Source organism: Streptomyces sp. NPDC033136, assembly GCF_055578235.1.
Map to the genome: position 1 here is coordinate 84,992 of NZ_JBVIPD010000002.1, position 12,423 is coordinate 97,414.

A 12,423-nucleotide genomic window follows, 5' to 3' on the forward strand; every position below is an offset into this window, starting at 1 on the left:
ACCGGACCGGTGTTACTGTCCGCCCATGGCCAAGGTCACTGTCTCGCTCGATGCCGAACTCGTCGTGGAAGCCATGGTGCTCGCCGGGGTGGGCAGCCCCCAGGACGCCGTGGAACTCGTCCTCCGCGACTACGTCGAGCGCGGCCACCGCACCGAGGCCCGCGTGGCCGCACGCGACGAGGCGCTGCGCGAGGTCGACGTCAAACCCCGGGAAGCCGAGGGCTGAGCAGCCGGCGCCGTTCAGGCCACCCGGTGCCCGTTCTCCAGCTCCGCCGTGCCCGAGCCCTCCGCCAGGACGTCCAGGGCGGCCAGGACGCGGCGGCCGAGGGCGCCCGGCAGATGGCCGCGCAGCTCCTCGCGCGGGACCAGGCGCCAGGACAGCAGCTCCTCCTCCTGGAGACGGATCGCCTTGATGTCGTCCTCGCCGAGCACCCCGCCGTCGTACAGGTACGCCACCAGCGGGGGGCGGCCCGTGCCGTGCACCCAGTCCACCGCCAGCAGTCGGCCGAGCTCCCGGTCCAGGCCGATCTCCTCGGCCGTCTCCCGCCGCGCGCCCTGCCGCGGGGTCTCGCCGTCATCGGACTCGACCGTGCCGCCGGGCAGCGCCCAGCCCTCCCGGTAGTTGGGCTCGACGAGGAGCACCCGGCCCTCGCCGTCCCGGAACAGCGCGGCGGCTCCGGCCAGGACGCGGGGCAGGGAGGCGATGTAGGCGGCGAAGTCGGCAGAGGTGGTCATCGATGCAGGGTAACCGGCGCACCCCGCCCCGTCCGCACGGGAGGACGCGGCTGTGCCCGGAGGGGACGCGGGGGCGGGAAAGGCCGGTCCGCGCCGGTCAGGCCCCCCGCTCCGCCAGCCGCAGCGTCCGCTCCGCCAGCTCGCTGATCCGCACCCCGTCGAAGCCGAACACCGCGCTGCGGACCGTGTCCTCCAGGGGAACCGTCCACTGCTGAGGAATGACCGCCGCCCCGCCGAACACCCCGGCCACCGCCCCCGCCGTCGCGCCGTTGGAGTCGGTGTCCAGGCCGCCGCGGACGGTCAGGGTGATGGTGCGGGTGAAGTCACCGTCGCCGTAGAGCAGGCCGGCGGTCAGGACGGCGGCGTTCGGGACGGTGTGGATCCAGCCCATGCCGAGGGTCTCCTCGGAGACCGTGGTGAGCGTGTCCTGCCAGGACATCCGGGTGTCGTGCAGCGAGACCACCCGGCGCACCGTACGGGCGAGGCGGCTGCTGGCCGGGATCACGGCCAGGGCCTCGTCGACCGCGTGCCGCACGGTGGGCGCGGTGAACGCCGCCGCGATCAGCGCCGCCGCCCACATCGCCCCGTAGACCCCGTTGCCGGTGTGCGACAGCACCGCGTCCCGCCGGGCCAGCGAGGCGGCCCGGCGCGGCACGCCCGGGCAGGTCCAGCCGAAGATGTCGGCCCTGATCAGTGCCCCGATCCACTCCTGGTACGGGTTGTCGTACGTCGCCGTCAGCGGCGGCTTGAGCCCGTTCGCGAGGTTGCGGTACGCGACCCGCTCGGCGGTGAACGTCTGCAGGTACGGTAGCCGCAGCAGCCACAGGTCGCCGACCTGCTCGGTGCTGAAGCCGAAGCCGTGGGTCTCCAGCAGGTCCAGGCCGAGGATCGCGTAGTCGACGTCGTCGTCACGGCAGCTGCCGTGGATACGGCCGCGCACGCACTGGCGCCACTCGGGGCGCAGCTCGAACCCGTCGCTCTCGCTGATCGGCTCGGGCAGGTAGTCGGTCAGCGGCAGGGCGGAGGCCTGCCGCAGGTAGCGGTCGATGCGGTCGCGGGTCCACACCTCGCCCTGCTCGACCGGCTTGCCGAGCATGTTCCCCGCGACGCGGCCCAGCCAGCCGCCGAGGACGCGGTCGGCGAGCTGTGTCCCGGTGCTTGTCTCCGTGCCGGCAGTGGTCATGGTTACGGTCTACCCCTTTCGGGGCCGAAGGGCGCGGTCCACGGGCTGGGCACCCGCATGACGACGGGGGTGTCCTCCGGTTAAGGTCACTGCGGCGCGACTGGCCTTGACGTGCGTGAGGGCCCCGAGAGCAAGGGGAGTGCAAGTGGCGGACGCTGCAGTGAGCGACACCCGCGGGACACAGCGGGTGCTCGTCGCCGCGGACAAGTTCAAGGGGTCGCTGACGGCCGTGGAGGTCGCCGAGCGGGTCACGGCCGGGTTGCGCCGCGCCGTGCCGGACGTCGAGGTCGAGGCGCTGCCCGTGGCCGACGGCGGCGACGGCACCGTGGCCGCGGCGGTCGCGGCCGGGTTCGAACGCCGGGAGGTACGGGTCGCCGGCCCGCTCGGCGACGAGGTGACGGCGGCGTTCGCGCTGCGCGAGGGCACCGCGGTCGTGGAGATGGCCGAGGCCAGCGGACTGCAGCGGCTGCCCGCCGGCGTCTTCGCCGCGCTGACGGCGTCCACCTACGGCTCCGGTGAGCTGCTGCGGGCCGCCCTGGACGCGGGCGCCCGCACGATCGTCTTCGGGGTCGGCGGCAGCGCCACCACGGACGGCGGCGCCGGGATGCTGTCCGCGCTGGGCGCCCGGTTCCTGGACACGGACGGGGAGCCGGTGCCGCCGGGCGGCGGCGGCCTCGCCGCACTGGCGTCGGCGGACCTGTCAGGCCTCGACCCGCGCCTCGCCGACGTGGAACTGGTCCTCGCGAGCGACGTCGACAACCCGCTGACCGGCCCGAAGGGCGCGCCCGCGGTCTACGGCCCACAGAAGGGGGCCTCGCCGGACGACGTGCGGACCCTGGACGCCGCCCTCACGCACTTCGCGAAGGTCCTGGAGGGACCGGCCGGTCCGAAGGCCGCCGAGTACGCCGCCTCGCCGGGCGCGGGCGCGGCGGGCGGCATCGGCTTCGGGGCGCTGCTGCTGGGCGCCCGTTTCCGCCCGGGCATCGAGGTGATGCTGGACGTCCTGGGCTTCGCCCCCGCCCTGGACCGTGCCGGTCTTGTCATCACCGGTGAGGGCTCCCTCGACGAGCAGACCCTCCACGGCAAGGCCCCGGCGGGCGTCGCCGCGGCGGCCCGAGCCGCCGGCAAGGAGGTCGTCGCGGTCTGCGGCCGCCTGGCCCTCCAGCCCGAGGCCCTGGGCCGGGCCGGCATCCGGCGGGCCTACCCCCTGACGGATGCGGAGCCGGACGTGGCCAGGTGCATCGCCGAGGCCGGGCCGATCCTGGAGCGGGTGGCGGAGCGGATCGGGCGGGACTTCCTGACCTGACCCGTCAGGGATCAGCTCACCGTCCGGATCCCTGACGCAGCTGCCGCTGGTGAGGCCCTCCACCTTGCCGTCAGCGGACGCCCTCGGACGCGAAACGGGTGTGGCCCGGGCCTTCGAGGCCCGGGCCACACCCGTGAAGCGGTGGGACGAGATCAGGGCAGCTGCGCCGCCCGCGCTTCCCGCCGGTGGCCGCGGAAGTTGTTCACCCGCCGGGCCGTCGCGAACAGCGGGATCGTCGCCGCCATCACGATCTGCAGCGCGCAGCCCATCTGCAGCAGCACCTGGCCGCCCGGCGCGTCGAACGCCCACGCCGCCAGCAGGCCCATGGCCGACACGATCCAGCCGAGCACCGCGACCGCGAGGACGCCCCGCGGCTTCGGGTACTCGACCCGGCTCACCATCAGCCACGCGGTACCGACGACCGCCAGCAGTGTCGCCTCGAACGGCAGCTCGAGCAGCACGATCGAGACGACCGTGAGCGCGCCGAAGGGCGAGGGCATGCCCTGGAAGGTGCCGTCCTTGACGGTGACGCACGAGAAGCGGGCAAGCCGCAGCACCACCGCCAACAGCACGACGATCGCGCCCACCGCCGCGACCCGCTCGTGCGCGTCCCTCGCGACCATGCCGTACACGAGTACGAAGTACGCGGGTGCCAGACCGAAGCTGATCAGATCGGAGAGGTTGTCCAGCTCCGCGCCCATCGGCGACGACCGCAGCTTGCGGGCGACGAGGCCGTCGAACAGGTCGAAGACGGCGGCGCACAGCATCAGTATGACGGCCGTGGCCGCGCTGTTGCGGGCCATGCCCGAAGCGTCACCCGAGAGGTGCGGGATGAGGATGCCGGTGGTGGTGAAGTACACCGCCATGAAGCCGCACGTCGCGTTACCGAGCGTCAGCGTGTCCGCTATCGACAGCCGGAGGGACAGCGGCAGCTCCTCCGCGTCGTCCTCGTCCTCGGCGACCCAGGTCGGGGCCTGTGTGTCGGGATCAATCACGGTCAATGCGAGTCACCCCAGCCACGGTCTTCTGCCCCACCTCGACCGCGACCTCCACGCCCTCGGGCAGGTAGAGGTCGACGCGCGAGCCGAAGCGGATCAGTCCGATCCGCTCCCCCTGCTCGACCTTGGTGCCCTGCGGCACGTAGGGAACGATGCGGCGGGCGACCGCGCCGGCGATCTGGATCATCTCGATGTCGCCGAGCTCGGTGTCGAAGTGCCAGACGACACGCTCGTTGTTCTCGCTCTCCTTGTTGAAGGCGGGAACGAAGCCACCGGGCACGTGCTCGACCGACGTCACCGTGCCGCTCAGCGGCGCGCGGTTGACGTGGACGTTGAGCGGGCTCATGAAGATCGCGACGCGCGTGCGGCCGTCCTTCCACGGCATGATGCTCTGCACCACACCGTCGGCGGGCGAGATGACCCGGCCCTGGGTGATCTCACGCTCGGGGTCGCGGAAGAACCACAGCATCCCCGCCGCCAGCGCGGTGGCGGGAACGGCGACGGCCTTGGCGGCGCCGGAGCGGCGCGCCCGGGCCAGGCTGAGTGCTGCGGTGGCGACGGTCGGAAGGAGCCACGGCGATGCTCCGCGCGCGAGGCGTACGCCGGCCCGGCTGTCGCGAGATGCAGAGGTTTGGCTGTGGGGCATGGATGACCTTCGTAGCGGATGATGCCGCACTCTGACGGGGGACGGCGGCTTTCCGGCGATCGTAGCGGCTCGGGGCCGTAACTGGGTAAGCCAGGCAGCCGAGTCGGCGGCTGAAGAGTGCTGACGGGGTGTGATCTTCTTCTCCAAGAAAACACCCCGTATCCGGACATCTAGCCCTGGAATCGATACTCTTCGAGCAGCCGCCTGCCGATGATCATTTTCTGGATCTCGGCGGTACCTTCACCGATCAGCAGCATCGGCGCCTCGCGGTAGAGGCGTTCGATCTCGTACTCCTTGGAGAAGCCGTAGCCGCCGTGGATCCGGAAGGCGTCCTCGACGACCTCCTTGCAGTACTCGGAGGCGAGGTACTTCGCCATCCCAGCCTCGAGGTCGTTTCGCTCCCCGGAGTCCTTTTTGCGCGCTGCGTTCACCATCATCGCATGCGCGGCCTCGACCTTGGTAGCCATCTCCGCCAGCTTGAACTGGATCGCCTGGTGCTGGGCGATCGGCTTGCCGAAGGTGTGGCGCTGCTGCGCGTACCGGACGCCCAGTTCGAACGCACGCTGAGCGACGCCGCAGCCACGCGCCGCCACGTTGACGCGGCCGACCTCCACGCCGTCCATCATCTGGTAGAAACCACGGCCGGTGGCCCCGCCGAGCACACGATCCGCAGGAATCCGCAGGCCATCCATGATGAGTTCGGTGGTGTCGACACCCTTGTAACCCATCTTGTCGATCTTGCCGGGGATGGTGAGGCCGGGGCGGACCTCGCCAAAACCGGGCTCCTTCTCCACCAGGAAGGTCGTCATCGACTTGTGGGGCGCGGTGCCCTCGGGGTGACCTTCGTCACTTCGGACCAGAACGGCCACCAGAGACGACGTTCCGCCGTTGGTCAGCCACATCTTCTGGCCGTTCAGGACGTACTCGTCACCGTCCTTCACCGCCTTCGAGCTGATCGCCGACACGTCCGAGCCGAGGGCCGGCTCCGACATCGAGAAGGCGCCGCGGATGTCGCCGGCCGCCATCCTCGGCAGGAAGTGGTCCTTCTGCTCCTGCGTGCCGTGCTGCTTGAGCATGTACGCCACGATGAAGTGCGTGTTGATGATGCCGGACACCGACATCCACCCGCGGGCGATCTCCTCCACGCACAGCGCGTACGTCAGGAGCGACTCGCCGAGGCCCCCGTACTCCTCGGGGATCATCAGGCCGAACAGGCCCAACTCCTTCAGCCCGTCGACGATCTGCTGCGGGTACTCGTCGCGGTGCTCCAGCTCGGTCGCGACCGGCAGGATCTCCTTGTCCACGAAGTCCCGGACGGTGGACAGGATCTCCTGCTGGATATCGGTCAGACCGGCGGTCTGGGCGAGTCGCGCCATGGCTACTTCTCCTGCTCCCTGAGCTCGGAACCAGCGGGGTCGGCCCGCAGGGCCGTCGGTTGAGGGTGGTGGTGGGAGACGGGCGGGCGGCCGGGCTGCTCGCCGCCGCGCTCCTTGATGTACGTCTCGGTCGGCACCATCACCTTGCGGCGGAACACGCACACCAGCGTGCCGTCCTGCTTGTAGCCCTTGGTCTCGACGTAGACGATGCCGCGGTCGTTCTTCGACTTCGACGGCCACTTGTCGAGCACGGTCGTCTGGCCGTAGACGGTGTCACCGTGGAAGGTCGGCGCCACGTGCTTGAGCGACTCGATCTCCAGGTTGGCGATCGCCTTGCCGGAGATGTCCGGGACGGACATGCCGAGCAGCAGCGAGTAGATGTAGTTCCCGACGACGACGTTCTTGCCGAAGTCGGTCGTCTTCTCCGCATAGTTCGTGTCCATGTGGAGCGGGTGGTGGTTCATGGTGAGGAGACAGAACAGGTGGTCGTCGTACTCCGTGACCGTCTTGCCCGGCCAGTGCTTGTACGTCGCCCCGACCTCGAACTCCTCGTAGGTGCGTCCGAACTGCATCGCCGTCACGCCTCCGGGATCTCGAACTTGCTGGTGCGCTGCATGCCCGCCGCACGGCCCTTGCCGGAGATGACCAGGGCCATCTTGCGGCTGGCCTCGTCGATCATCTCGTCGCCGAGCATCGCGGAGCCCTTCTTGCCGCCCGCCTCGGACGTGTAGTAGTCGTACGCGTCCAGGATCAGCTCGGCGTGGTCGTAGTCCTCCTGGGAGGGCGAGAAGATCTCGTTGGACGCCTCGACCTGGCCCGGGTGCAGCACCCACTTGCCGTCGAAGCCGAGGGCGGCGGCGCGCTGGGCGACCTCGCGGTAGCCGTCGATGTTGCGGATCTGGAGGTAGGGGCCGTCGATCGCCTGGAGGTTGTTGGCGCGGGCGGCCATCAGGATCTTCATCAGGATGTAGTGGTAGGCGTCCGCCGGGTAGCCAGGCGGCTGCTCGCCCACGACCAGCGACTTCATGTTGATCGACGCCATGAAGTCGGCCGGGCCGAAGATGATCGTCTCGACGCGCGGGGAGGCCTGCGCGATCTCGTTGACGTTGTTCAGGCCCTGCGCGTTCTCGATCTGCGCCTCGATGCCGATGCGGCCGACCTCGAAGCCCATCGTCTTCTCGATCTGCGTCAGCAGCAGGTCGAGGGCGACGATCTGCTGGGCGTCCTGCACCTTCGGCAGCATGATGCAGTCGAGGTTGGGGCCGGCGCCCTCGACGACCGTGACGACATCGCGGTACGTCCACTCGGTCGTCCAGTCGTTGACGCGCACGACCCGCGTCTTGCCCGTCCAGTCGCCCTCGTTGAGGAACTTGACGATGGTGTGCCGCGCCTCCGGCTTGGCGAGCGGGGCGCACGCGTCCTCCAGGTCGAGGAAGACCTGGTCCGCCGGGAGGCCCTGCGCCTTCTCCAGGAAGCGGGGGTTCGAGCCCGGTACCGCCAGGCAGGAACGCCGGGGGCGAAGGCGGTTGACCGTAGTCATGCGGAGACCTCCAGGGGGTCGAGCTTGTTCGCTTTCCGGATCTCGTCGACGATGCGGCCGATGATTCCGGTGATGTCGAAGTCCTTCGGGGTGAAGACCGCGGCCACTCCGGCTGCCCTGAGCTGCTCGGCATCACCGTTGGGGATGATGCCACCGGCGATCACCGGTATATCTGTGGCACCGGCCACACGCAGCCGTTCGAGCACGTCCGGCACCAGCTGGGCGTGGGAGCCGGACAGGATGGACAGGCCGACCGCGTGCACGTCCTCGGCGAGGGCCGCGTCCACGATCTGCTCGGGAGTGAGCCGGATGCCCTGGTAGACCACCTCGAAGCCGGCGTCCCGGGCGCGCACCGCGATCTGCTCGGCGCCGTTGGAGTGCCCGTCCAGGCCCGGCTTGCCGACCAGGAAGCGCAGCTTGCCGACGCCCAGGTCCTTGGCCGTCAGATCCACCTTACGGCGGACCAGGGCCAGTGTGCTGCCCTCCTCGGCGGGGACGGCCACCGGCGCCGACGAGACACCCGTGGGCGCCCGGAACTCGCCGAACACCTCGCGCAGGGCCCCGGCCCACTCACCCGTGGTCGCCCCGGCGCGGGCGCACTCCAGGGTGGCCTCCATGAGGTTCCCGGTGCCGCGGGCGGCCTCCTTCAGCCGCTCCAGGGCCTTGCAGGGCCGCGGGTGGTTGAAGGGCGGCTGGTAGCGGCTGTCGCGCCACTGCTGCAGCGAGGCGATGACGCGGGCCTCGACCTCCGGGTCCACCGTCTGGATCGCGGTGTCCAGGTCGGCGGTCAGCGGGTTCGGCTCGGTGCCCTCGAAGGCGTTGACGCCGATGATCTTCTCCTGGCCGGACTCGATCCGGCCCCGGCGCTCGGCGTGCGAGGCGACCAGCTGCGACTTGAGGTAGCCGGACTCGACGGCCGCCATCGCGCCGCCCATCTCCTGGATGCGGTCGATCTCCGCGAGCGCGGCCTCGACCAGCTCCGCCACCTTCGTCTCGATGACCTTCGAGCCCTCGAAGATGTCCTCGTACTCCAGCAGATCGCTCTCGTACGCCAGCACCTGCTGGATGCGCAGCGACCACTGCTGGTCCCAGGGCCGGGGCAGGCCGAGGGCCTCGTTCCAGGCGGGCAGCTGCACGGCACGCGCGCGGGCGTCCTTGGAGAGGGTCACGGCCAGCATCTCCAGCACGATGCGCTGGACGTTGTTCTCCGGCTGCGCCTCAGTCAGGCCCAGCGAGTTGACCTGGACGCCGTAGCGGAAGCGGCGCTGCTTGGGGTTCTCGATGCCGTACCGCTCGCGCGTGATCTTGTCCCAGATGCGGCCGAACGCCCGCATCTTGCACATCTCCTCGATGAAGCGGACGCCCGCGTTCACGAAGAAGGAGATGCGCGCGACGACATCTCCCATGCGCTCCTGCGGCACCTGGCCGCTGTCGCGGACCGCGTCGAGGACGGCGATCGCGGTGGACATCGCGTACGCGATCTCCTGGACCGGTGTGGCTCCCGCCTCCTGCAGGTGGTAGCTGCAGATGTTGATCGGGTTCCACTTCGGGATGTGGGAGACCGTGTACGCGATCATGTCCGTCGTCAGCCGGAGCGACGGCCCCGGCGGGAACACGTGCGTGCCGCGGGACAGGTACTCCTTGACGATGTCGTTCTGGGTCGTGCCCTGGAGCCTGGTGATGTCCGCACCCTGCTCCTCGGCGACGACCTGGTAGAGCGCCAGCAGCCACATGGCCGTGGCGTTGATGGTCATCGAGGTGTTCATCTGCTCCAGGGGGATGTCCTGGAACAGCCGGCGCATGTCACCGACGTGGGCGATCGGCACGCCGACCCGGCCGACCTCGCCGCGGGCGAGGATGTGGTCGGAGTCGTAGCCGGTCTGCGTCGGCAGGTCGAACGCCACCGACAGACCCGTCTGGCCCTTGGCCAGGTTGCGCCGGTACAGCTCGTTGGACGCCTCGGCCGTGGAGTGACCGGCGTACGTGCGCATGAGCCACGGCCGGTCCTTCTGACGCTCAGTCATGCGACGCCTCTCAGATGTTCCGGAAGCGGTTGATGGCGTCGACGTGCTGGGCGCGCTTCTCCTGGTCGCGCACGCCCAGGCCCTCCTCGGGGGCCATGCACAGCACGCCGACCTTGCCCTGGTGGAGGTTGCGGTGCACGTCGTAGGCGGCCTGGCCGGTGTCCTGGAGGGAGTACACCTTCGACAGGGTCGGGTGGATCTTGCCCTTCGCGATGAGCCGGTTGGCCTCCCAGGCCTCGCGGTAGTTGGCGAAGTGCGAGCCGATGATCCGCTTCAGCGACATCCACAGGTAGCGGTTGTCGTACTCGTGCATGTAGCCCGAGGTCGAGGCGCAGGTGGTGATGGTGCCGCCCTTGCGGGTGACGAAGACGCTCGCTCCGAAGGTCTCGCGGCCGGGGTGCTCGAAGACGATGTCGATGTCCTCGCCGCCGGTGAGTTCGCGGATGCGCTTGCCGAAGCGCTTCCACTCCTTGGGGTCCTGGGTGTTCTCGTCCTTCCAGAACTTGTAGCCCTCGGCGTTGCGGTCGATGATCGCCTCGGCGCCCATCGAGCGGCAGATGTCCGCCTTCTGGTCGCTGGAGACGACACAGATCGGGTTGGCGCCGCCGGCCAGCGCGAACTGGGTGGCGTAACTGCCGAGTCCGCCGCTCGCGCCCCAGATCAGGACGTTGTCGCCCTGCTTCATGCCGGCGCCGTTGCGCGAGACCAGCTGCCGGTAGGCGGTGGAGTTGACCAGGCCGGGGGCGGCGGCCTCCTCCCAGCTGAGGTGGTCCGGCTTCGGCATCAGCTGGTTGGACTTGACCAGGGCGATCTCGGCGAGGCCGCCGAAGTTGGTCTCGAAGCCCCAGATGCGCTGCTCCGGGTCGAGCATCGTGTCGTTGTGGCCGTCGCTGGACTCCAGCTCGACGGACAGGCAGTGCGCGACGACCTCGTCACCGGGCCGCCAGGCGTTGACGCCCGGCCCGGTGCGCAGGACGACGCCCGCGAGGTCGGAGCCGATGATGTGGTACGGCAGGTCGTGGCGCTTGGTGAGCTCGCTGAGCCGGCCGTAGCGCTCCAGGAACCCGAACGTCGACAGCGGCTCGAAGATGGACGTCCACACCGAGTTGTAGTTGACCGACGAGGCCATGACGGCCACCAGCGCCTCGCCCGGGCCGAGCTCGGGCAGCGGCACCTCGTCCAGGTGGATCGACTTGCGGGGGTCCTTGTCGCGCGTGGCGAGCCCGGCGAACATCTCCGTCTCGTCCTTGTGCACGGTGATCGCGCGGTACGACTCGGGGAGCGGGATGGCGGCGAAGTCCTCCGACGTGGAGTCGGGCGACTGGATCGCGGCCAGGATGTCCTTCACGGTCACGGTGTTGCCTCCGGCGGTGTGCGCCCTGAGGGAGGGGCGCTGCGGGTTACGTCGGTGCTGCTGAGGGTTGCGGGTGTGCCGTCGGTTCGGCGGTGGTGCTGTTCGGCAGCGCGTGGTGGCGCGGGAGGTTGCCTGTGACGCAGGCGTCCGGACGTGCAGGCGGGTGGGCCTGCCGGGACATCGCCCGGACCCCTTCAACGTATGACACCGCGTGTCACCTCGCAAGGCACTGAGTGCCAGAAATTGCTCTCAGATGAAATCTTTACGTGACATATGAGCGATGATCGATCGAACGTGGCCTGCGAGGGCCAGCAAAACGGCCCCTGACATGCCAAAACGGCCACCCCGGGGGGTGGCCGTCATCACAGCGGCGCGAGCCGCTCAGTGCCTCGCGGAGGCCAGCTCAGCGCTCCTTGAGGGCCTGCTCGATCGTGCGCATGACCTCGTCGAGCGGGGCGTCGGTACGGGCGACCGTCACCAGCACCTCGCCCTGCGCCGAGGCCGTCGCCAGGGCCGGCTGCGGCTCCGCGGAGCGCCCGGCTCCGATCCCGGTGCCGAACGTCTTGCGTACGATCGCGAAGGCGTGGTCCAGCTGCGCCTCCACGTCCCCCTGCCCGCCCGCCCGCAGCCAGCGCCGCAGGACGTGGTTGTGGGCGGTCACCACGGCCGACGCGGCGACCTCCGCCAGCAGCGGGTCGTCGTTGGCGTCGTCGGCGTGCGCGCGCTCGTCGAAGTGGCCGAGGAGGTAGCGGGTGAAGAGGCGCTCGTAGCGGGCCACCGACGCGATCTCCGCCTCGCGCAGGGTGGGCACCTCGCGCGTCAGCTTGTAGCGGGCGACCGAGATCTCCGGACGGGCCGCGTACATCTTCATGACTTCCTTGATGCCGCGGCACACCGTGTCGAGCGGATGCTCGTGCGCGGGCGCGGCGTTGAGCACCGCCTCGGCGCGGATCAGGGTGTCGTCGTGGTCGGGGAAGATGGCCTCTTCCTTGGAGCGGAAGTGGCGGAAGAAGGTGCGGCGGGCGACCCCGGCCTGGGCCGCGATCTCGTCGACGGTGGTCGCCTCGTACCCCTTGGCCGCGAACAGCTCCATCGCGGCCGCCGCCAGTTCCCGGCGCATCCTGAGCCGCTGGGCGGCGGCGCGAGAGCCGGCGGCACTCTCCGGCGCGTCGGGCGTAGCCGGTGTACGTGAGGACTTGACGGGCTGGGACATACCATGAACGTACTGCATGTGCGCAGCTCGCCGCGCGTGACCTGGTTC

General features: G+C 70.0%; 12 protein-coding genes. 2 read left to right on the forward strand and 10 right to left on the reverse strand.

The features are described from left to right. The first annotated feature begins 25 nt into the window (after positions 1-25). Positions 26-226, forward strand: coding sequence for a type II toxin-antitoxin system VapB family antitoxin (locus tag ACZ5TL_RS03520; RefSeq protein ID WP_468587242.1), 201 nt, complete (start codon positions 26-28; stop codon positions 224-226). A gap of 14 nt (positions 227-240) precedes the next feature. Here ACZ5TL_RS03520 and ACZ5TL_RS03525 read toward each other — a convergent pair whose 3' ends face one another. Beyond that, positions 241-735, reverse strand: a complete 495-nt coding sequence (locus tag ACZ5TL_RS03525; RefSeq protein WP_468587244.1) for an NUDIX domain-containing protein — start codon at positions 733-735, stop codon at positions 241-243. Between the two features lie 97 nt (positions 736-832). Beyond that, the gene (locus ACZ5TL_RS03530) at positions 833-1,918 is read right to left on the reverse strand and encodes an ADP-ribosylglycohydrolase family protein (protein WP_468587246.1); all 1,086 of its coding nucleotides are present in this window, start codon (positions 1,916-1,918) and stop codon (positions 833-835) included. Between the two features lie 187 nt (positions 1,919-2,105). On the opposite strand from ACZ5TL_RS03530, the gene ACZ5TL_RS03535 reads away from it, so the two are divergent. Beyond that, entirely contained in the window at positions 2,106-3,224 is a 1,119-nt protein-coding gene (locus tag ACZ5TL_RS03535; RefSeq protein ID WP_468587975.1) for a glycerate kinase, read from the forward strand. Between the two features lie 152 nt (positions 3,225-3,376). On the opposite strand, the gene pssA is transcribed toward ACZ5TL_RS03535, so the two are convergent. The 8 genes from pssA to ACZ5TL_RS03575 form a co-directional block, all read right to left on the reverse strand. Beyond that, a complete protein-coding gene (pssA, locus tag ACZ5TL_RS03540) occupies positions 3,377-4,225 on the reverse strand; it encodes a CDP-diacylglycerol--serine O-phosphatidyltransferase (protein WP_468587248.1) in 849 nt (282 codons plus the stop codon). After that, entirely contained in the window at positions 4,212-4,868 is a 657-nt protein-coding gene (locus ACZ5TL_RS03545) for a phosphatidylserine decarboxylase (protein ID WP_468587977.1), read from the reverse strand. Before ACZ5TL_RS03545 ends, pssA begins: the two co-directional genes overlap by 14 nt. A 170-nt stretch (positions 4,869-5,038) precedes the next feature. Further along, a complete protein-coding gene (locus ACZ5TL_RS03550) occupies positions 5,039-6,244 on the reverse strand; it encodes an acyl-CoA dehydrogenase family protein (RefSeq protein WP_468587250.1) in 1,206 nt (401 codons plus the stop codon). A 2-nt stretch (positions 6,245-6,246) separates the two neighbouring features. Then, entirely contained in the window at positions 6,247-6,816 is a 570-nt protein-coding gene (locus tag ACZ5TL_RS03555; protein WP_468587252.1) for a MaoC family dehydratase, read from the reverse strand. Between the two features lie 5 nt (positions 6,817-6,821). Next, the gene (locus ACZ5TL_RS03560) at positions 6,822-7,784 is read right to left on the reverse strand and encodes an HpcH/HpaI aldolase/citrate lyase family protein (RefSeq protein WP_468587254.1); all 963 of its coding nucleotides are present in this window, start codon (positions 7,782-7,784) and stop codon (positions 6,822-6,824) included. After that, on the reverse strand, positions 7,781-9,808 hold the full coding sequence (locus tag ACZ5TL_RS03565; RefSeq protein WP_468587256.1) for a protein meaA: 2,028 nt from the start codon (positions 9,806-9,808) through the stop codon (positions 7,781-7,783). The genes ACZ5TL_RS03560 and ACZ5TL_RS03565 overlap by 4 nt, the downstream gene beginning before the upstream one ends. Before the next feature lie 10 nt (positions 9,809-9,818). Further along, positions 9,819-11,162 (reverse strand): crotonyl-CoA carboxylase/reductase, encoded by a 1,344-nt coding sequence (gene ccrA / locus ACZ5TL_RS03570; protein ID WP_468587258.1) that lies wholly within the window; start codon positions 11,160-11,162, stop codon positions 9,819-9,821. 403 nt (positions 11,163-11,565) lie between these two features. Continuing rightward, positions 11,566-12,375 (reverse strand): TetR family transcriptional regulator, encoded by an 810-nt coding sequence (locus ACZ5TL_RS03575; RefSeq protein WP_468587260.1) that lies wholly within the window; start codon positions 12,373-12,375, stop codon positions 11,566-11,568. Between the last annotated feature and the right edge of the window lie 48 nt (positions 12,376-12,423).